A 20,071-nucleotide genomic window follows, 5' to 3' on the forward strand; every position below is an offset into this window, starting at 1 on the left:
GATGCGCCTCTTCAAGGACGCAAAGTACGACTTCATCGGCCCTCGGCGCCGTGCGTACATCCTCTCGGCCTCGCTCGTGGCGGTTGGGATCGTGGCGATGGTCGTCAACTTCGCGACCATGGGAAGCTGGCTCCGCTACGGGGTGGACTTCACGGGGGGGACGCTGGTCCAGGTTCGCGTCGCGGAGGGTGTCACGGACGGGATGCTCAGGAACGCCCTCGGTGGCGCGCAGGCTCCCGCGATCACCCGATTCGGCTCCGACAGCGAATTCCTCATTCGCACGGAGCTCGAGGAAGGGGTCGCGGCGGAAGAGGTCGGACAGAGGGTTCGGGCCCAGCTCGAGGCGAGCCCCGAGATCGGCGCGGTCGAGGTCTCCCGCTCCGAGTTCGTCAGCGCCAAGATCGGATCGGAGCTGGGGGCGCGCGCAGCGACGGCGATCCTCATCTCCTTCTTCCTCACCCTCGTCTATCTCGGCTTTCGCTTCGAGGTGAGGTTTGGATGGGCCGCGATCGTCGCGACGGCGCACGACCTCCTCGTGACCCTCGGATTCCTCGCGCTCTTCCGGGTGGAGATTTCGCTTTCGACGGTGGCGGCAGTCCTCACGGTCATCGGGTACTCCCTGAACGACACGATCATCGTCTTCGACCGGATCCGCGAAAACCTTTCGAAGAAGGGCGCCCGCAGGGAGAACCCGGTCGAGCTCATCAACCGCTCGATCAACGAGGTGATTCCGCGCACCGTGCTGACGTCGGGGACGACCCTCGCGGTTCTCACGGCCCTCCTCATCCTGGGGGGCGCCGTGATCCGCGACTTCACGATCGTCCTCATCCTCGGGATCGTCGTCGGGACCTATTCCTCTATCTTTGTGGCAGCGCCCGCCCTCCTCGAAATCCAGCGCCGCTGGGGGACGAAGGAAGAGGCGCAGCGGAAGAAGGAATTGAAGCGGCCCCGCGGGAAGGAAGCCGTCTCGGTCTGACCGGGGCCGGCGCCTCGCACGGTCCCACACCCCCTGGGGGAGCGTCTCCGTCCGACATGCTCCTCGACACTCACTGCCACCTGACCGACGCCCGTTACCGCGGCGAGCTTTCCGGCGTGTTGGAGCGCGCGGCGGGCGCCGGGGTGAGCGGCGTCATCGCGATCGCCTCCGACCTCCGGGACGCCGAACGTGTGCGCGCCCTCCTGACGGAGAGCGCGGCTCCCGGCGGCGGGGGCGCGCGGATCTGGGGTACGGCGGGCGTTCATCCCCACGAGGCGGCGAAGGCACCGGCCGATTTCCGGGAGAGGCTCCGGGAGGCGCTCGCCCATCCCGAGGTCGTCGCCGTCGGGGAATGTGGGCTCGACTTCCACTACGATTTTTCTCCCCGTGATTCCCAGCGGCGCGTCTTCGACGAGCATATCGAGGTCGCCTCCGAGCTCGACCTCCCCCTCGTCGTCCACTGCCGCGAAGCGGAGGAGGAGATGACCGAGCGGGTGCTGGAGGCGGGAAAGGCGGGGGTTCGCGGCGTCCTCCACTGTTTCCCGGGCGATCCCGGGCTTCTCACGGCCGCGCTCGACGCGGGATGGCTCGTCTCGTTCACCGGCCTCGTTACCTTCAAGTCCTTCGACGGAGTGGAGGCGGTGCGAAACGTTCCGGCCGACCGGTACATGCTCGAGACGGACGGGCCCTACATGGCGCCGGTCCCCTATCGCGGAAAACGAAACGAACCCGCCTTCCTTCCGTTGATCCGCGACCGCATGGCGGAGCTGAGGGGAGAGGCGCCCGAGAAAGTCGAGTGCGACACGAGCGAGACGGCATGCCGGTTCTTCCGCCTCCCCCATGCGAATGAAGGCGCCTGAACTCCGATGCCCCGCACCATCCGCGTCCTTCCCGACAGCGTGGCGAACCAGATCGCCGCAGGCGAGGTCGTGGAGCGTCCCGCTTCCGTGGTGAAGGAGCTCGTCGAAAACGCGTTCGACGCCGGCGCGCGGGAGATCCGCGTGCAGCTCGTCCAGGGAGGAAAGCGGGTCGTGCGCGTGTCGGACGACGGCCGCGGAATGGGCCGCGAGGATGCCATCCTCTCCCTGGACCGGCATGCGACCTCCAAGATCCGGAGCGCGGACGATCTGCGGGCCGTGGAGACCTTCGGGTTCCGGGGAGAGGCGCTCCCGGCGATCGCCTCGGTTTCACGGATGACCCTCGAGACCCGCGTGCGAGAAGAGGAAGTCGGGACCCGGATCGTCGCGCGTGGCGGTGCGATCACCGCGGTCGAGGATGTCGCGCGCACGCCGGGGACCACGGTGACCGTGGAAAACCTGTTCTTCAACGCGCCGGCCCGCGCGAAGTTTCTTCGCCAACCCGCCGCCGAGACTCGCGCCGTGACGGAGGCCCTCGCGCCCCTCGCCCTCGCGCACCCGGAAGTCGCAATCCACCTGGACTCTGACGAGCGGCCGCTGCTGGAGCTCCCCGCCGTCGCCGACGTCGTGGAGCGCATCGGTGCGATCTGGGGCGCGGAAGCTGCCGCCGACCTCCTTCCCGTCGCTTTCCGTGATGGGGACTTCGCAATTCATGGAGTCGTCCAGAGGCCCGACGCGACGAAGCCGGGCTTCCGCCGGTCGTACCTCTTCCTGGGAGATCGCCCCTTCCGCGAGCCCGTCCTTCTCCGCGCGGCGGACCGAGGATATCGGACGACGATCCCGCGCGAGCATCGTCCCTGGGTCTTCCTCTTCCTCGATGCGCCGCGGGGAGGGGTGGACGTGAACGTGCATCCGACGAAAGCCGAGGTCCGGTTTCGCGATAGGGCGGCCGTCGAAGACCTCGTCGAGCGGGGTGTGCGAGGTGCGCTGGAAACCCTCGAGAGCGCCGCGACCTTCGGCACCGGCACGGTCCCCACGCTCCTCCGGGTCCGTGAGCGCCGGCCCGAGGGCACGCCGGCCGAAGCGCAGATGGCCCTCTTCCTTGCGGGGGGCGTGCAGCGTCCGTCGCATACCGAGCGGGCAGCTGGAAAAATGGAACCGGGGGCAGAGGGGGGGGCGGCGCAGGAAGCCACGGGAGGCGACGGGGCGGAGAGCCCGCGCCTCTGGCAGGTCCACGACGCCTGGATCCTGGCCGAGGTGCGCGACGGGTTACTACTCATCGACCAACACGCGGCTCACGAGCGCGTCCTCTTCGAGCGGATCATGGCCGGCTTCGGCGCCGGTGGCATGGAAGGACAGCGGCTCCTCTTTCCCCTGACGGTGCGCCTCACTCTGGCTGAATACGCGATCGTGGAGGAACTCGGCGGGCTTCTCCGGCGCACGGGATTCGAGGTCGAGGGATTCGGCGGGGATACGGTGATCGTGCATGCGGTCCCCCATCCGCACCCCCACTTCGACGCGGAACGATGCCTGCGGGAGATGATCGATGAGCTGACCCGGGGCTCGGAGCTGACCCGCGCGGCGCGGAATCAACATGAGCGCGTGGCGATGAGCTTCGCGTGCAAAGGCGCGATCAAGGCGGGACAGCCGCTCTCGGACTCCGAGGTCCAGGAGCTCTTCGACGCCCTCTTCGCCACCGAGCTTCCCTTCCACGACGTGCATGGGCGACCGACGACGGTCCGCCTTTCCCGTGGGGAGATCGAGAGGAAGTTCGGGCGTTGAGCGCACTCGCTCTCGTCGGCCCTACCACTTCGGGAAAGACGGTCCTCTCGATCTCCCTGGCGCTCCGGCTTGGTGCGGAGATCGTTTCGACGGACTCGCGGCAGGTGTATCGCGGGATGGACATCGGAACGGACAAGGCGACGCCGGCCGACCGGGAGCGTGTTCCCCATCACGGGCTCGACCTCGTGGATCCGGGCGAGCGGTATTCCGCCGGACAGTTCGCCCGCGACGCGCGGGGCTGGATCGAGGGGATCCGCGGACGAGGGCGTGTTCCGCTGCTCGTGGGAGGAACGGGCTTTTTCCTCCGGGCCCTGACCGAGCCCATCTTCCGCGAACCCCGTCTGGAAGGGGGGCGGCGCGAGCGGCTGCGGGGCTACCTCTCCACCCTGTCGGTCGAAGAGATGGGGCGTTGGGCACGTGCGCTCGACCCCGCTCGGGCGGCCCTCGCCACCGAAGGTGGGCGCCAGCGGCTGGCCCGCACCCTCGAGGTTCCCCTCCTGACGGGACACCCCCTCTCTTGGTGGCACCGGCACGCCCCCCCGGATGCTCTCCCGGTCGAGACTCGCATCGTGCGACTGCAGGTGCCACGCGACGAGCTCCACCGGCGGATCGATGCCCGCGCCCGCGCGATGTTCGAGGGGGGGCTCCTCGATGAGGTGCGCCACCTGCTGGAGAGGGGGATCACCGCTTCGTCGCCGGGAATGACCGCGACCGGATATCGGGAGGCCGCCGAAGTGCTTGCGGGGACCCTATCCCAGGAGGAGGCGATCGCCCGAGTCCAGAGTGGGACGCGCCGATACGCCCGCCGGCAGGAGACCTGGTTCCGAAACCAGCTTCCGGCCAACACCTTCGTCCTCGACGCGACGGTGCCGCCGGCCGACCAGGTCGCGCGGGTTTTCGACTGGTGGGCGGGGACCAGGAGCCCCCTGGAAGGGGTAGGGAGTGCGCCCGCACGGGGCGGCCCGGAATGATGGCGCCTTCTTACTTTCCCCTCGGAGCCACGTGAAGATCGGAATCACCTGCTACCCGACCTACGGAGGGTCCGGCGCGGTCGCGACGGAGCTGGGACTCGTCCTGGCGGACCGCGGCCACGAGGTCCACTTCATCTCGTATGCCCAGCCCTTCCGGCTTTCCGGATTCCGAGAGCGCCTCTACTTCCACGAAGTGGAGATGGATCAATATCCTCTCTTCGAGCATCCTCCGTATTCGCTCGCCCTCGCGGTCTCCATCCACGAGGTGGCCGTGAAATACGGCCTCGACATCATCCACGTGCACTACGCGATTCCTCACGCGACGTCGGCCTGGATCGCCGGACAGATGTTCGAAGGAAGTCCCGCGCCCCGGATCGTGACGACACTTCACGGCACCGACATCACGCTGGTGGGGCAACATCCATCCTTCCACTCGATCACCCGATTTTCGATCCTTCGGTCCGATGGGCTTACGGCCGTTTCCGAGTACCTCCGCGACGAGACCGAGCGGAACTTCGGGGTTAAGCGCGAGCGGATCCGAGTCATTCCGAACTTCGTGGATACGGAGCTGTACCGGCGGGACCGGGTTCCTTGCCACCGCTCGAGCCTCGCTCCGCCCGGAGAAAAGATCCTCATGCACGTCTCGAACTTTCGGGCCGTGAAGAGGGTCGAGGACGTAGTGCGGATCTTCGCGGGGGTGCAGGCGCGGATTCCTTCCCGCCTCGTCATGATCGGGGACGGCCCCGAGCGGCCCCGGGCCGTCCAGCAGGCCGAGGCGTCCGGCGTGTCCGATCGGGTCCTGTTTCTCGGAAAACACAGCTCGGTGGACGAGCTCCTCGCCTGCGCGGACCTCTTCCTTCTCCCGAGCGAATCCGAGTCCTTCGGCCTCGCGGCCCTCGAGGCCATGGCGTGTGGGACGCCGGTGGTGGCGTCCAAAGTGGGCGGCCTCCCCGAGGTCGTCGCGAATGGGGAGACCGGCTTCCTTTTCCCCCTTGGAGAAGTCGATCTCATGGTCGAAGGCGCGCTGGAGCTGCTCGGCTCGAAGGAGAGGTGGCAGGCGATGAGCCGCGCCGGCCGACAGCTCGCGGTGGAGCGTTTCTCGGCGGCCAAGGTCGTGCCCGCCTACGAGGAGTATTACGGCGAAGTGCTCGCAAGCGCGGCCCGGAAACCCGAGGCGCGGGCCGTATGAGTATCGTCGAGGACGAGGCGAAGTTTCTTCTCGCCGCAGCGCTCGCCGAAGACGTGGGGGCGGGGGATCTTACCACGCGCTGGACGGTGAGCGACGATCTGGCCGGAGCCGCGGAGATCGTCGCGAAGGAGCCGCTCGTCCTCGCCGGCGCATTCGTGGCTCGCCTCGCCTTCCTCGCCCTCGACCCGGCCGCCGAAGTCGAGCTCCCGGAGCCCGAGGGCGCGGAGGTCTCCGAGGGGGCGACCGTCCTTCGTGTCCGAGGGAAGGTGGCGGGGATCCTCACGGCCGAACGAACGGCACTGAACTTTCTCGCGCGTCTCTCGGGGATCGCCACACTCACCCGTGAGTTCGTGGAGAGGGTGGCGGGAACGGGGGCGCGAATCACCGACACGCGGAAAACGACGCCGGGGTGGCGCCATCTGGAAAAGTGGGCGGTTCAGCTCGGGGGCGGCGCCAATCACCGGATGGGCCTCTACGACATGATCCTCGTCAAGGACAACCACATCGCGGCGGCCGGTGGCGTTCGCGAAGCTGCGCAGAGGGTCGTGGACCGGAACGAGGCCCGCCTCCCCGTCGAAGTCGAGGTCGTCCGCCCCGCAGACGTGGAGGAGCTCCGCGGGATGCGGGTGAACCGGATTCTCCTCGACAACATGAGTGAAGTGGATCTGCGAGACGCAGTGGCCCGCGTCTCCCGATGGCCCGCTCCCCGCCCCGAGCTCGAGGCCTCCGGAAACATGACGCTGGATCGGGTCCCGGGCGTGGCGCGAACCGGCGTGGCTTGGATCTCCGTCGGGGCGCTCACCCATTCAGTGCGCTCCGTGGACCTTTCCCTGCGGCTGGCTCTTGCCGGAGATGAGGGGCGCCCGGAGGGCGAGGCGCCCCGGGGGGGCGTCGCGTGACCTCGATCCGGCGCGGAGAAGTGCCGTCGGCCTGGCGGGGACGGGAGGTCGAAGCCTGGGCGGGCGAGCTCGGTGTCCCCGCTCTCGAGCTCGCCGGTGTCATCCCCTCGACGAACGACCGTCTCCGCAACCTCGCCGATGGTGGCGCCCCACCCCTCACGACGGTGATCGCGGGAGCCCAGACGCGCGGTCGGGGGCGAAGCGGGAGGGGATGGCACTCTCCGCCCGACTCAGGACTCTGGATGTCGATCCTCCTCGCGGGTGAGGGAGGTGCCGCGAATGTCCTTCCGCTCGCGGTGGGGGTGGCCGCTGCCCGCGCACTCGAGCGCTTTTCTCCGCTTCCCGTGTCCCTGAAATGGCCCAACGACCTTCTCTTCGGGGACCAAAAAGTGGCGGGAATTCTGTGCGAGGCGGCGGGGGATGGGCGCGATGGGATCGTCGTGGGAATCGGGGTAAACCTGCGCCGCCCTTTGAGCGGAGTCCCTGACGAGCTCGCTCCGAACATCGCGTTCCTGGAAGAGGTCGCGGGCGGGGCGGTACGGGAACCTTCGCTCGCCCGCGTCCTCGTCGGCGAGATCGGGCATTGGGCGCGCCCCGCTCCGCGTTCGCTCGCCGGGCGCCTGCGTGCGGAATGGGAGGCGCGGGACTGCCTCACCGGGCGCCCGGTCCACCTCGAAAATGGCATCCGGGGGATCGCTCGGGGCGTCTCCAAAGACGGGTCGCTGGAGCTGGTCGCGTCGGACGGGCGGGCCCTTCGCGTGCGATCGGGGAGTGTTCGCCTCGACCTCGAGGACGGATCGCTCGCGCTCCATGCCTTCAACCGGGATCGGACGATCAAGGGAGGGGAGTGATGCACCTCGCCATCGACGTTGGAAATACCGAGTCGGTCATCGGGCTCTTCCAGCCCGACTCCCTCGATGTCGAGGCGCATTGGCGTTACGCGACGCCGGTTCCACGTTCCTCTGACGAGCTCCTCCTCCTCTTTCGGGGCTTTCTCCGCGACGCTGGGCGCGACATGGAGGAGTTGACCCGGATTGTCGTGGGGTCAGTTGTCCCCGCGCATGCCGAGATCCTTCGCCGAACCCTCGCCGGCGTGTCCGAGGGACAGGTTCATTTCCTGGAGGGCGCCGACCGGCTTCCGATCCGCCTCGAGGTCGAAGAGCCCCGGACGGTGGGCGCGGACCGAATCGCGAACACTCTCGCCGCCCATCATCTCTACCGCGAGGACACCGTCGTCGTGGATCTCGGCACCGCCACCACCTTCGACTGTATCGGCGGGGAGGGGACCTTTGTGGGGGGTGTCATCGCGCCCGGGATCCAGGCAGGGCAGGAGTGGCTCGGGGAGAGAACCGCCAAGCTTCCCAGCGTCGAGTTTTCCCCCCCGGACCGCGTGATCGGTCGGCGCACCGAAAGCTGCTTGCGGAGTGGCCTCTTTTATTCGGCCGTGGACGCAATCGATGGAATTGTCGGGAGGATCCTTTCCGAGTGGGAGCGGCCGAAGGCGCGGGTCGTGGCGACGGGCGGGTACGCCGGCCTCGTCGCGCCGCACTCCCGCACCGTGCGGCACCTGGAGCCACACCTCACCCTCGTGGGGTTGACGCTCGCGGGTCGCTACCTCGACGGCGGCGCCTGAGGGGTCGGTCTTGCTGCTTGGCCCCGATGGGCCGCCAGCGCGAGGACCCTCTCCCTTTCTCCCTCGAGCCAGCGATTCGAATAAAACCGAAGCCGCGTCTCCAGGATGATCCTTCGCACGTCGCGGCGGCTCACCTTCACGGGTGTGTCGAAGACCTCGAGATCCTCCAGAGAAGCCTCGGCCGTCCGCGACGCGAGAAGCGCCGGCACGATGCAGAAGATGCGGATTCCCCGCGCCGACCTGGGGAGGATCTGGCAGTATCGAAAGCCGTCCGCGACGTGGCGGGCCGCCTTGCGCACGAGGAAGGCGAGGATCCGCTCCTTTTCGGCGCGTGAGAGGTGCCGGAGGTCGCGGGGTTCGGCGGCGTTCCCCAGGACATCGCGCGGCACGTAGGTCCAGCCGCGATGCGGGTCTTCGTGGAGCCCGCGGATCACGTTGACCGTCTGAAGTCCGAGTCCGAAGGTGACGGCGACCGCTTCGAGCTCCTCCCGCTTCGCCGCGAGGGGTGGATGGTGCGCGAGGAAGAGGTCGGTGAGGAGGAGCCCGACCCGCCCCGCAACCTCGAACATGTAGGCGTCGAGCGCGGCTTCATCCGGAAAGTCGTCTCCGCGGCCGATCCAATGCGCCATCCCGCGGGTGGTGGCGGCCGTGTGCCGCCGGATGATCTCCTGAGGGACGGGAGGGACCGCCCGCAGTCCCGCGAGAATTCCCTCGGCCTCGAGGGCAGCGCGGCGGTCGGGAAGGGCCGCGTCGGCCGAAGCCACCGCTCTCGCCAGCTCCGCAGCCTCGATCCCTGCCCCGGCTCCCACGGCGCCATCGAGGAGGCGGGCCCACCCGTCGAGGAGCCGTCGCTTTTCGGAGGGGGCGAGGGTCGGGGAGTCCTCGAAATAGTCGGCGACGCGGAGAACGAGGTAGGCGAGGGTGACGCTGTCGCGAAGCCCCCGGGGAAGTGCCTCGATTCCGACGGCGAAGGTCCTACTCGTGGACCGTAGGAGGTCGTAATACTCCCGCATGTTCGGGGGCTTTCGGGCTCCGGTCCGAGGGCTCTGGCGGACGACACTTCGAGAGGCGGGAAACTAAGCCGCCCCTCCAAGGGGAACAACCCGGACGGAGCCCCGGGGAAGCCCACGCACCCCCCCCCAGAAACCCTCTACGGGGCCTCCGAAAATCCCCTCTCCAGGCCAATCTCGGCACGCCCGTCGCTCCCGGTCGGCCCTTGACGCCCAACGACTCTCGCCTACATTGGGTGCGGGTTGTTAGCACTCTCTCTGTTCGGGTGCTAACACGAGTGCGAGGCCCGTTTGGAGCCCTTAATCATCGAAGAGGAGCACGGAGGAACAACTATGGCGAAGAAGAGTGGCACGAAGGTCCGTCCCCTGGCCGACCGAGTCGTCGTTCAGGCTCTCGCCGAGGCGGAACAGACCCGCGGCGGGCTTTACATCCCGGACACCGCGAAGGAGAAGCCGCAGCAGGGGAAAGTCATCGCGGCAGGCCCGGGGAAGCTCTCCGACGAGGGCGCCCGCCTGGCCCCCGACGTGAAAGAGGGGGACACCGTCCTTTACGGAAAATATTCCGGGACCGAGGTGACCGTGGACGGAGAGGAATACCTGATCCTCCGTGAGTCCGACATTCTCGCCGTCATCGACGGCTGAACCGCTTCGTAAGGAGAACCCACCGATGGCCGCGAAGGACTTGAGGTTTGATGTAGATGCTCGCGCCCGGCTCAAGGCCGGTGTGGACAAGCTGAGCCAGGCGGTAAAGGTCACGCTCGGCCCGAAGGGGCGGAATGTGGTCCTCGACCGGAAGTTCGGTGCCCCGACGGTGACGAAGGACGGGGTGTCGGTCGCGAAGGAGATCGAGTTGGAAGATCCGGTCGAGAACATGGGCGCTCAGATGGTGAAGGAGGTCGCGACCAAGACCTCCGACATCGCCGGGGACGGCACGACGACCGCCACCGTGCTCGCGCAGGCGATCTTCTCGGAGGGGCTGAAGAACGTCACCGCCGGAAGCGATCCCATGGCGATCAAGCGCGGAATCGACCGCGCCGTCGAGCATGTGGTGAAGGAGCTGAAGAAGCTCTCCGTCGAGACGAAGGGGAAGAAGGAGATCGCGCAGGTCGGGACGATTTCGGCCAACTCCGACTCGGAGGTCGGCGAGCTGATCGCCGACGCCATGGAGAAGGTCGGGAAGGACGGGGTCATCACGGTCGAGGAGGCGAAGGGTCTCGAGACGACGCTCGAGACGGTCGAAGGGATGCAGTTCGACCGCGGCTACCTCTCGCCCTACTTCGTGACCGACCCGGAGCGGATGGAGGCGGTGCTCGAGGACGCGATGATCCTCATTCACGACAAGAAGGTCTCGAGCATGAAGGACCTCCTCCCCATCCTCGAGAAGGTGGCCCAGATGGGACGGCCGCTCGTGATCATCGCGGAGGACGTGGAAGGGGAAGCGCTCGCGACGATCGTCGTGAACAAGCTCCGCGGGACGCTCAAGGTCTGCGCCGTGAAAGCGCCGGGCTTCGGAGACCGCCGGAAGGCGATGCTCCAGGACATCTCGGTCCTCACCGGTGGCCAGGTGATCTCGGAGGAGCTCGGATTTAAGCTTGAAAACGCGGTCCTCTCCGACCTCGGCCAGGCGAAGCGCGTCGTCGTGGACAAGGACAACACGACGATCGTGGACGGCGCGGGGGAACGGCAGAAGATTAAGGGACGGATCGACGAGATCCGCGCCGCGATCGACAAGACCACATCGGACTATGACCGCGAGAAGCTCCAGGAGCGGCTCGCGAAGCTCTCGGGCGGGGTAGCGGTCATCAACGTCGGGGCCGCGACCGAGACGGCGATGAAAGAGAAAAAGGCGCGCGTCGAGGACGCGCTCCATGCCACGCGCGCGGCCGTGGAGGAAGGGATCGTCCCGGGCGGCGGCGTCGCGCTTCTACGAGCGCAGACCGCTCTCGGGAAAGTGAAGCTGGAGAGCGATGCCGAGCAGGTCGGCGTGGACATCCTGCGCCGCGCCCTCGAGGCGCCGGTCCGGCAGATCGCGCTGAACGCGGGCGTCGAAGGATCCATCGTGGTTGCGACCATCCGCGACTCGAAGGAGAAGAACTTCGGATTCAACGCACAGACGGAGGTGTACGAAGACCTCGTCGAAGCCGGCGTCATTGACCCGACGAAGGTCGTCCGGACCGCACTCCAGAATGCCGCGTCCATCGCGGGGCTCCTCCTCACGACGGAGTGCGTCATCGTCGAGCACCCGGAGAAGGATGCCCCCGCAGGCGGCGGGATGGGCGGCGGAATGGGTGGCATGGGCGGAATGTACTGATCGGTTCCGCCCAACCGTATCCGACGCCGCGGGCCGCCCTGGGGTGGCTCGCGGCGTCGTTTTTTTCTCCCCGGGGAGAGTGGAATGAGAAGTGGTGCCGGCCGAATGGCGATCGTCCTGGGCGGAGCGACACTCGTCATCGCCGGGCTGGCGACGTGGGAACGTGCTTCTCGCGCCAACGACCCGGTCGCTGTCGCCACGGTGCTCCGCGACGAGCTCCGCGAGACGCGCGCGCGGGTGGCGGCATGCCTCGTCACCCAGGACCGGATCGCGATGCGCTTCGAGGCCGTAGCCATGCGCTCCCATTCGCTCCGGGCCGAGGTGGAATGGTTCGAGTCGCTCGACCCGCGCGGCGTGCCCGGCGTGCTTTATCCTTCTTATCTGGAGCTCGTGGAGGAGTTCAACGCGTCGGTCACCGAGTGGGAACGGGAGTCCACCGACCTAGTCGAATACGCGGGGCGGTGCCGGTCGCTGGTCGGCGCACACAACGCGGAGGCTGACTCCCTCCAACGGTACCTGGTCGAAACCGGAATTTGGGCGGAGGACTGGCTGGAACCGGGCTTCGACGAACCCGCCGGAAGTGGCGAAGGCCCCCCGGCAGAGCCGGAGGGCCTTCCTGTGGTGCCGGTCCCGGAGGACTGACCGCCGTTCAGCCGAGCTTGGTGACGTTCTCGGCGGCGGGGCCCTTGGCCCCTTCCACCCGGTCGAACTCGACCCGCTCACCCTCGGTCAGGGACTTGAAGCCCTCCTGCTGGATCGCGCTGTGGTGGACGAAGCAGTCTTTCGAGCCGTCCTCGGGCGTGATGAAACCGAAACCCTTGGCGTCGTTGAACCACTTGACCGTTCCCGTGGTACGCATTCCGTACTCCGTGATTGTTGGTGAGACGGGGTGCGGACGTGCCGTACCGATCGTTCACCTGTCTTGCGAGATTTCCCGCTCTCGCACATCGCGCAGGCGTCGGACAGAGAAAAAGGGATCCGAGAACGCCTTCGTCTCAGATCCCCGAACCTCTCCTCGTGTCACTGATCTTCGGGTCCCCCCTGGGATACGCGCCCAAGTAGACGCTAAGGGGCTCTCCGCCTCCTGTCAATAACGCCGTAACCGGGCTCCGGCCGAGGGGCCGGAACCCGGCGGCGGCGCGACTTCCCAGACTTACTGGCTCAGAGACGCGACGTACGCGCCGACGGCCATGAGTTGGTCTTCCGAAAGGCTGCCGCCACCCATCGCGGGCATGGGGGTCTGCCCGCGTGGCTGCGGGATTCCGCGCCGCACGAGGTCTGCGATGTCCCGGGCGAGCGTAGGGCTGGAGGGGTTCAGCCAGAGCCAATCGGAATCCGCGAGATTCGGCCCGAATCGGCCGTTCACGCCATTGGCTCCATGGCAGGTCTGACAGTTCCCCGCACCGGAAAAAACGAGACGGCCGGCCTGGATCATCTCGGGAGTCACCGCGACCGGCGCCGCGGCCGCCGCGCCGCCTTCCGCCGCCGAGGAGGCCGCGCACCCCGCGACCAAGACCGCCAGGGCGAGGGGACCCACCACCTTCCAAGATTTTTCCCTGAAGGACATATCCCTGCCTCTCCGCTGAGTTTCGCGCTTCCGTTTCGATCCAATGGCACAGTAGAGACGGCCCTCCCAACGTGCAAGAGCACCGCAGGGCGAGCCGGATCCCCAGGAGGCGAAGGGCGGCGTGCGCACCGCCGTCCGACCCACCGCGCGAGGGTTTTCCCTCGCGCCCGCTCGGCCTAGGTTCCTTCAATCGCGTGGCTTCTCGAGCCCTTGGGCACCCCGTCACCCCCGACCGGACCGATGAACCTTCACCCACTGCTTGCTCCCTTCGAGGACTGGATCCTCGCGAATCCCCTTTTGGGGGGAATCGTCGTGGCCGCGTCCGTCCTCGTCCTGGGCGAGATCCTCCACCGCGTCGTGAGCCGCTACATCCTCCGCATCATCGAGAAATTCGCGGAACAGAGCAGCGTCTTTTGGGACAATGCCTTCTTCGAGGCGCGTCTTCCGCAACGAATGGCTTGGGGCGTACCGCTCCTCTTCTGGTATTACGGCGTCCTGCTCATCCCCGGCCTCCCGGCGCCGGTCGCGACCGCGGTGCGGAGAGTCCTCCTCGCGTGTTTGGTCGTCGTGCTCGTCCTCTCCATCTCAGCGGCGCTCGACGGCATCCACCGCATCTACGCCGAGCTCCCCCGGGCGCGGGAGCGGCCGATCAAGGGCTTCCTCCAGGTCGCCAAGATCGTCGCCTACCTGGCGGGGCTCATCCTGGTGATCTCGGCGATCATGGCTCGCTCGCCCCTGATCTTTCTCACGGGGCTCGGGGCGATGACGGCGGTGCTCCTCCTCGTTTTTCGCGACACGATCCTCTCTCTCGTCGCGGGGGTCCAGCTCACGTCGAACGACCTCATCCGCGTGGGGGACTGGATCGAGATGCCCCAGTTCGACGCGGACGGCGACGTCGTGGACATCGCCCTGAACTCCGTTCGCGTGCAGAATTGGGACCGGACCTTCACGGTGATTCCCACGCACAAATTCCTGGAGCACTCCTTCCGGAACTGGAGGGGGATGCAGGAGTCCGGCGGGCGCCGCATCAAGCGGGCTTTTCACCTGGACCTGAACACGGTGCGTTTCCTGAAGGAGGAAGAGGTCCAGGCCTTCGCGGAGTGGGAGCTCCTCGGGGACTACATTCGCGGGAAACGAGAGGAGATCGAGACGTTCAACCGGTCTCGACCATCCGGGGAAGGAGTGCGCGTTCCGAACTGGCGCCGCCTCACCAACATTGGTACGCTCCGGGCGTACATCTTCGAGTACCTGAAGCATCACCCGCGAATCCACCAGGAGATGACGCTCCTCGTCCGCCAGCTTTCCCCGGGCCCGGAAGGGCTCCCGATCGAGTTGTACGTCTTCACTTCGGACACCGCATGGTCGGCGTACGAAGGGATCCAGGCGGACATCTTCGACCACATCCTCGCCACCGTCCCGCAATTCGACCTACGGATCTACCAGAAACCTTCCGGGACGGACGTGAGGCGAGCACTGAAGGAGGTGGCGGTTGGTTGACACGCCTCTTCGGACGGGTCGGGATACGCCGATGCGGCTCCGCCTCCTGATGCTGGCCACCGCTGGTCTCGGGCACGGGGCGCCGCTCCTCGCCCAGACCGCCGAAGGAGTCGCCGGACTCGAGATCGTCGCCGAGCTCAGGCTCCAGACCGATCGGAGGAGCGATCTGTCCATCGTCATTCCGGGCGTGTTCGTGCTCCCGGAGCGGCTCCGTTTGCGGGTCGAGGGGGGCGACGGCGTCCGCGCGGAAGTTGAGGAGGGGACGCTCCTTCGGTGGACCGGGCTCCTGGTGTCGGATGCGCTCGCCCTTCTGACCGCGGGCCAGGAGGATTCGTCCGCGCCCTTCAGCGTGCGCATCCTCATGGCGCCCGGGGCGGCGTTCGACGACATCTGGGACGTGCAGTACACACTTACGCAGGGGGGCATCCGCCGCGTTCGGTTCGTTTCGGGAGAGCCCTAGGGACCAGCAGTCACCCCCTGTGGAGTTGATTGCGGCGGGACGAGCGCATAGCATCTACCGGCACCCCCACATCCTCGAACCAAGGCAACCACGTTATGTCGAGACATCGAGTATCCTGGGCCCTCGCGGCCACCACCGTCCTCCTCGCGGCGGGATGCGGAGAGACCGGGTCGGAGGGCATGGAAGGAATGGAGGAGTCCGCGGAAGCGGAAATGCCGGCACCGCCCTCCGGGCCCCATAGCGTATCCTTCGCGAGCCCGCAGGAAGGTGACACCATTCGCGGAGGAACCGTGCAAGTGGTTCTCGAGGTCTCCGGGCTCCAGATCGTGCAGGCGGGAATCATGGACCCGAACACCGGGCATCATCATCTCTATCTGGACGCGGAGCTGACTCCCCTCGACGTCGCGGTTCCGGCGGGAGTCGCGGGGATCACGCACATGGGGCTCGCGCAGACCGAGTACACCTTCGAAGGGGTCGCTCCGGGCCAGCACCGGTTGATCGCCGTGGTCGGGGACGGGGCCCACGTTCCGCTGTCGCCTCCGGTGGTGGACACGGTGACCTTCACCGTGGTGGCGGTCCCCTGAACGAAGGGGGGCTTACCCGAAGCTCTTCACGCCGGGTGGGCTCTGTCTCAGAGCGGTGAGGTAGGCGAAGGGGTCCGTCGCGTGATGCGGCGGGCCCCTCTTCTCTTCCGCAGGATTCGTCCGGAGCGCCTCCACCTCAAGGGCGATCACGTTGAGGGTGGCGCCGTCCCTCTGAAGCCTTCCCCGGATCTTCAGGAACGGCTCCATCCGGACGGCGGAGCGACATTTCTCGTAGATCTTCGGCTTCACAATCACATTGATGTGACCGAACTCATCCTCAATTAGAACAAATACATAACCTTTTGCAGTCTGGGGCCGCTGCCGGGCGATGACGATTCCGGCGAGGGTGACGATCGCCCCCTGGGGAAGCCCCGGAAGCCGGTCGGAAGAGGTGGTTTCCGGGGGAAGCCGGTCCCGCACGAGCCCGAGGGGGTGGAGCGCCGTCGAGAAGCGGAGCATCCGGTACTCGGCGACCATCCGCCCCCGGTCGTCCAGTTCCCCGAAGGCGCGCCCGGCGTCCGGGTCGTCCAGAGCGATGGGAAGCTGGGGATCGTCCGCGCGTCCGTAGGCCCGGGTCCTCTCTTCGTCGGGGCCGAGCCAGAGCCCGGTCTGCCAGAGGAGCTCCCGGCGGGTGAGCCCGAGTCCGTCGAGCCCGCCGACCCAGATGAGATTCTCCACCGCGGGACGCCGGAGCGCGACGGGAGTTCTCCGGAGGAAGTCCACGAGAGAGCGGAAGGCGCCCCCCCGGTCCCGCTCCTCCACGACCCGGGTCGCGATCTCCTCCCCCCACCCCCGGACGAAGCCGAGCCCCACGCGGAGGTCGTCTCCCTCGGCGGTGCAGGCGACTCCGCTCCGGTTCGCATCCGGGAGGCGGATCCTGATCCCGTTCCGCCGGGCATCCCTCCCCAGCGCGTCCAGCGAGTAGAACCCCATCGGCTGGTTGTTGAAGAGGGCGACGGTATACTCGGTCGGGAAGTAGTGACGGAGCCAAGCGGACTGGTAGGCGAGGAGAGCGAAGGCGGCGGCGTGCGACTTGGGGAAGCCGAATTCGGAGAAGGCCACCACCTGCTTGAAGACGGTTTTCGCGGTCTCCTCGTCCACGCCGCGGGCCGCCGCCCCCTCCCGAAAGGCCTCCCACTGTCCGCGCATCGCCTCCTTGGAGCGTTTCCGGCTCATCGCGCGGCGGAGCGACTCCGCCTGACCATCGCTGAACCCGGCGAAGTCCCGGCAGACCTGGAGGACCTGGTCCTGATAGATGACGACCCCGAGCGTCTCCGCGAGCGCGTTTTCGAGGAGGGGATGGTCGTAAGGGATCCGGTATGCGGGGTCCGCGCGCTGCGCCTCCCGGCGGCGGACGTAGGGGTTCACGGCTCCTCCGACGATCGGCCCGGGACGGACGATCGCGACCTGGACCGCCAGTTCCTCGAGGTTCGCGGGAAGGGTGCGGCGGAGCATCTGGATCTGCGCCCGGCTTTCGACCTGGAACATCCCGACCGTGTCTCCCTCCTGGATCCGCCGGTAGATCTCGGGATCCGCGAGGTCGATTCGCGAGAGGTCCGGGGCGTCTCCGGCGAGGGGGATCGGCTTCGCGCGGCGCGCTTCCACCTCCCGCGCCACCCTCTCCGCGACCCGATGCGCCGTCCCCCGCTCCGCGATGAGATCCACAGCTTCTTCCACCAGGGAGAGCATCCCGAGGGCGAGAAAGTCGATCTTGATGAAGCCCGCGTCGTCGCAGGAGTCCTTGTCCCACTGGCAGAGGAAGCGTCCCTCCATCGCCGCCGGCTCGAGGGGGACGATCTCCAGGAGGGGGCGGCTCGAGACGATCATCCCCCCGACGTGCTGGGAGATGTGGCGGGGGAGCCCCCCGATCTCCTCCACCCGCTCGAGGAAGAGGGTCCAGGGGCGGCTCTCGAGCTTTTCCTTGAACCCGGGAATCCCGGCCAGATCCTCCCGAAGTCCAGCGGCGGACCGGTGCTCGGCGAGCTTCGCGATCTTTTCCAGATCGCCTGGAGGGAGGTCGAGCGCCTTCCCGACCTCGCGCACCGCGGAGCGGAGCCGATAGGTGGGGAAAATGGCCACGAGCCCGGTGTGGTCGTGCCCGTATTTCTCGTAGACCGCGAGGATCAGCTTCTCCCGGATGTCGCGCGGGAAGTCGAGGTCGATGTCCGGGACCGAGCCCATCGCCTCGTTCAGGAAACGTCCGAGGAAGAGGTTCGCCTCCACGGGATCCACATGGGAGAGCCCGATCAGGTAGCAGATGACGGAGGAGACGGAGGAACCTCTTCCGCGTCCCGGGGGGAGCCCGGAAGTCGCGCGCGGGGCCGATCCCCGCACTTGTGCCCCCACCTCCTTCGCGAGCTCCATGATATCGCGGTAAACGAGGAAGAAGCCGCCCAACTTATGGCGGCCGACCAGGGACAGCTCGAGCTCGAGGCGGCGCTCCGCTTCGGCGCGGCGTTCGCGCTCCTTCCGTGTGCTTCCCGGTCCCACGGGATAACGCGCGTCGAGCGCCGCGTGAGTGACCGCGGTCAGGATCTCCATCGCGCTCCCCCGTTCGCTTCCCTCGAAGTCGGGGAAGCGATACCCGAGATCCTCCGTGAGATCGAAGGCGGCACAGCGCTCCGCGATCCGTACCGTATTCGCGAGGGCGTCGGAACGGGAGGCGAAGCGACGCGCCATCTCCTTGGGGGTAGGGAGGTGGAACTCGGCATTGGGGCGGCGGACGGCGTGAGAGGAGTCGAGGGTGTTCCGGTGGCGGATCGAGGCGAGGACATCCTGGAGGGGGTGCCGCTCCTTCCGGTGGTAGTGGACGTTCCCCGTGGCCACGACGGGGATCTCCATCCGGTCCGCGAGACGGGTCAGCCGCCGCGTCCGCTCGGCGTCGCCGCGCACCCTGTTCTCCTGGAGCTCGACGAAGAGGCGGTTCGGACCGAAGGCGCCCAGGAGGAGGCGGGCGAACGCCTCTCCCGTGGCGGTCGAATCCTCGAGGGCGCGCAGGAGGGGGCTCCGGCGGCAGCCGGTGAGGAGGATCAGCCCGGCGTTCCGCTCGAGGAGGAGATCGAGGGGGAGGGAGGGGGAGCCCCGCGGGCTCGTTCGGTGCGCCTGGGTCAGGAGGCGGGAGAGGTTTGCGTACCCCTCCGGCGTCTCGGCGAGGAGGGTCAGGTGGAAGAGGTTCGGGGGCTCGTCGGGGCGGGAAGAGGAGGCGGGGACGGGATGGTGACCGTGGTCATCGGTGGGCGCGTCGTTTCCCCCCCGGAATCCACACTCCCGCACCGTGACTTCCGCGCCCGTGATCGGCTGGATCCCCTCCTCGTGGGCCGCCCGGGCGAATTCCATTGCCCCGTAGAGCCCGTCGTGGTCGGTGAGCGCGAGGGCGGCATATCCCAGCTCGTTCGCGCGCAGCACGAGCTCCTCGGGGTGCGAGGCACCGTCCAGGAAGGAGTACCCCGAGTGGGCGTGGAGCTCGACGTAGGGGGTGTTCGGCATGGGATACCGAAGATAAACCGAAAATCGGGCGGCGCGGCAAGACAAGCTGGGAGGATGGGGAGATGGCGCCCGGGTGAGCTCGGGTCCGGGTCCCACGGCGTTCGTGACCCGAATCGAATCGCGGATCGACCGCGGACATGGCGACGACGACTGTCGATCCTCCCCCCCGGTCCCTTCTTGAGCACTGACGCAGAGGAGCGTGTCTTAGTTAACGGGTGGAGGTTGGAAATCAGGAGGCCGGCGCCACCCGCGGCCTCCCCCTGGCGGCGGGTCTCACCGCCTTTGTTTTTCGGAGGGAGTTCCATGAAAGGTGCAGTGGTACTGGCGAGCGCGCTCGCCACGATGCTGAGCTTCGCGGACCTTTCCGCGCAGGCGCCCGACTTCTCGGGGACGTGGACCTCGACGGCTCCGGCCGGGGGTGCCGGCGGGGCTGGCGGCGGCCGAGGCGGCGGCCGAGGTGGAGGTCTCGGGATGACCGCCACGATCACCCAGACGGCGAATACCCTCACAGTCGCGCGGACCCTGGGCGGGACCGCGATCAGTTCCGTTTACAATCTCGACGGATCCCCCAGCACCAACACCCTGAGCTTCGGTGGCCAGTCCATCGAACAGACCTCGACCGCCGCCTGGGATGGCGGGCGGCTCGTGATCACGACCCAGGGGCAGGTGGGGAACACCGTCATGGCCCTCTCGCTGAACGCCCAGGGCCAGCTTGTGGTGGAGACGACGGCGCCGGGACGCGGCGGCGGAGCGCCGGCCACGACGACGTTGACCTACACGAAGAACTGACGCGTCGCGCGGTCGTTGCAGATCGGAAGGGCCCGGCGCCGCGCTCGCGGCGACCGGGCC

At 67.7% G+C, this 20,071-nt stretch carries 19 protein-coding genes; 15 read left to right on the plus strand and 4 right to left on the minus strand.

Annotated features, from left to right (window positions below):
* Position 1: 1 nt before the first annotated feature.
* Genes secF through WEG36_15625 form a run of 8 tightly spaced genes read left to right on the plus strand, consistent with a single transcriptional unit; the run spans position 2 to position 8,307 of the window.
* On the plus strand, positions 2–976 hold the full coding sequence (gene secF, locus WEG36_15590) for a protein translocase subunit SecF (GenBank protein MEX1259017.1): 975 nt from the start codon (positions 2–4) through the stop codon (positions 974–976).
* Between the two features lie 56 nt (positions 977–1,032).
* Positions 1,033–1,836: a TatD family hydrolase gene (locus WEG36_15595; protein ID MEX1259018.1), complete on the plus strand. Its 804-nt coding sequence runs from the start codon at positions 1,033–1,035 to the stop codon at positions 1,834–1,836.
* A 6-nt stretch (positions 1,837–1,842) separates the two neighbouring features.
* Positions 1,843–3,615 carry a DNA mismatch repair endonuclease MutL gene (mutL, locus tag WEG36_15600; GenBank protein MEX1259019.1) on the plus strand — a complete coding sequence of 591 codons (1,773 nt, stop codon included), beginning with the start codon at positions 1,843–1,845 and terminating at the stop codon, positions 3,613–3,615.
* Positions 3,612–4,586 carry a tRNA (adenosine(37)-N6)-dimethylallyltransferase MiaA gene (gene miaA, locus WEG36_15605; protein ID MEX1259020.1) on the plus strand — a complete coding sequence of 325 codons (975 nt, stop codon included), beginning with the start codon at positions 3,612–3,614 and terminating at the stop codon, positions 4,584–4,586. The genes mutL and miaA overlap by 4 nt, the downstream gene beginning before the upstream one ends.
* Positions 4,587–4,617: 31 nt before the next feature.
* Complete coding sequence (bshA, locus tag WEG36_15610) at positions 4,618–5,775, plus strand: N-acetyl-alpha-D-glucosaminyl L-malate synthase BshA (GenBank protein ID MEX1259021.1); 1,158 nt, start codon at positions 4,618–4,620, stop codon at positions 5,773–5,775.
* Complete coding sequence (gene nadC, locus WEG36_15615; GenBank protein MEX1259022.1) at positions 5,772–6,674, plus strand: carboxylating nicotinate-nucleotide diphosphorylase; 903 nt, start codon at positions 5,772–5,774, stop codon at positions 6,672–6,674. The genes bshA and nadC overlap by 4 nt, the downstream gene beginning before the upstream one ends.
* A complete protein-coding gene (locus WEG36_15620) occupies positions 6,671–7,525 on the plus strand; it encodes a biotin--[acetyl-CoA-carboxylase] ligase (GenBank protein ID MEX1259023.1) in 855 nt (284 codons plus the stop codon). The genes nadC and WEG36_15620 overlap by 4 nt, the downstream gene beginning before the upstream one ends.
* Positions 7,525–8,307 carry a type III pantothenate kinase gene (locus tag WEG36_15625; protein ID MEX1259024.1) on the plus strand — a complete coding sequence of 261 codons (783 nt, stop codon included), beginning with the start codon at positions 7,525–7,527 and terminating at the stop codon, positions 8,305–8,307. The genes WEG36_15620 and WEG36_15625 overlap by 1 nt, the downstream gene beginning before the upstream one ends.
* On the opposite strand, the gene WEG36_15630 is transcribed toward WEG36_15625, so the two are convergent.
* Complete coding sequence (locus tag WEG36_15630; protein MEX1259025.1) at positions 8,286–9,320, minus strand: squalene/phytoene synthase family protein; 1,035 nt, start codon at positions 9,318–9,320, stop codon at positions 8,286–8,288. The genes WEG36_15625 and WEG36_15630 overlap by 22 nt on opposite strands.
* A 330-nt stretch (positions 9,321–9,650) precedes the next feature.
* On the opposite strand from WEG36_15630, the gene groES reads away from it, so the two are divergent.
* The 3 genes from groES to WEG36_15645 all read left to right on the plus strand — a co-directional run bounded on the left by groES (position 9,651) and on the right by WEG36_15645 (position 12,270).
* Positions 9,651–9,959 carry a co-chaperone GroES gene (groES, locus tag WEG36_15635; GenBank protein MEX1259026.1) on the plus strand — a complete coding sequence of 103 codons (309 nt, stop codon included), beginning with the start codon at positions 9,651–9,653 and terminating at the stop codon, positions 9,957–9,959.
* Between the two features lie 25 nt (positions 9,960–9,984).
* On the plus strand, positions 9,985–11,628 hold the full coding sequence (groL, locus tag WEG36_15640; protein ID MEX1259027.1) for a chaperonin GroEL: 1,644 nt from the start codon (positions 9,985–9,987) through the stop codon (positions 11,626–11,628).
* An 84-nt stretch (positions 11,629–11,712) separates the two neighbouring features.
* Positions 11,713–12,270, plus strand: coding sequence for a hypothetical protein (locus WEG36_15645; protein MEX1259028.1), 558 nt, complete (start codon positions 11,713–11,715; stop codon positions 12,268–12,270).
* A gap of 7 nt (positions 12,271–12,277) precedes the next feature.
* On the opposite strand, the gene WEG36_15650 is transcribed toward WEG36_15645, so the two are convergent.
* Positions 12,278–12,487 (minus strand): cold-shock protein, encoded by a 210-nt coding sequence (locus WEG36_15650; GenBank protein ID MEX1259029.1) that lies wholly within the window; start codon positions 12,485–12,487, stop codon positions 12,278–12,280.
* A 294-nt stretch (positions 12,488–12,781) separates the two neighbouring features.
* Complete coding sequence (locus WEG36_15655; protein ID MEX1259030.1) at positions 12,782–13,195, minus strand: c-type cytochrome; 414 nt, start codon at positions 13,193–13,195, stop codon at positions 12,782–12,784.
* 240 nt (positions 13,196–13,435) lie between these two features.
* Between WEG36_15655 and WEG36_15660 the strand changes: the two genes are divergently transcribed.
* The 3 genes from WEG36_15660 to WEG36_15670 all read left to right on the plus strand — a co-directional run bounded on the left by WEG36_15660 (position 13,436) and on the right by WEG36_15670 (position 15,736).
* A complete protein-coding gene (locus WEG36_15660; protein ID MEX1259031.1) occupies positions 13,436–14,692 on the plus strand; it encodes a mechanosensitive ion channel domain-containing protein in 1,257 nt (418 codons plus the stop codon).
* Between the two features lie 31 nt (positions 14,693–14,723).
* Positions 14,724–15,152, plus strand: coding sequence for a hypothetical protein (locus tag WEG36_15665; GenBank protein ID MEX1259032.1), 429 nt, complete (start codon positions 14,724–14,726; stop codon positions 15,150–15,152).
* Between the two features lie 95 nt (positions 15,153–15,247).
* Positions 15,248–15,736 carry a DUF4399 domain-containing protein gene (locus WEG36_15670; GenBank protein ID MEX1259033.1) on the plus strand — a complete coding sequence of 163 codons (489 nt, stop codon included), beginning with the start codon at positions 15,248–15,250 and terminating at the stop codon, positions 15,734–15,736.
* A 12-nt stretch (positions 15,737–15,748) separates the two neighbouring features.
* On the opposite strand, the gene dnaE is transcribed toward WEG36_15670, so the two are convergent.
* Positions 15,749–19,222, minus strand: a complete 3,474-nt coding sequence (gene dnaE, locus WEG36_15675) for a DNA polymerase III subunit alpha (protein MEX1259034.1) — start codon at positions 19,220–19,222, stop codon at positions 15,749–15,751.
* Positions 19,223–19,525: 303 nt separating this feature from the next.
* Here dnaE and WEG36_15680 point away from each other — a divergent pair, with 303 nt between their 5' ends.
* Positions 19,526–20,011 (plus strand): hypothetical protein, encoded by a 486-nt coding sequence (locus tag WEG36_15680; protein ID MEX1259035.1) that lies wholly within the window; start codon positions 19,526–19,528, stop codon positions 20,009–20,011.
* Positions 20,012–20,071: the final 60 nt, after the last annotated feature.

The sequence above is a fragment of the Gemmatimonadota bacterium genome (genome assembly GCA_040882465.1).
GTDB lineage: Bacteria > Gemmatimonadota > Gemmatimonadetes > Longimicrobiales > Gaopeijiaceae > JBBEBG01.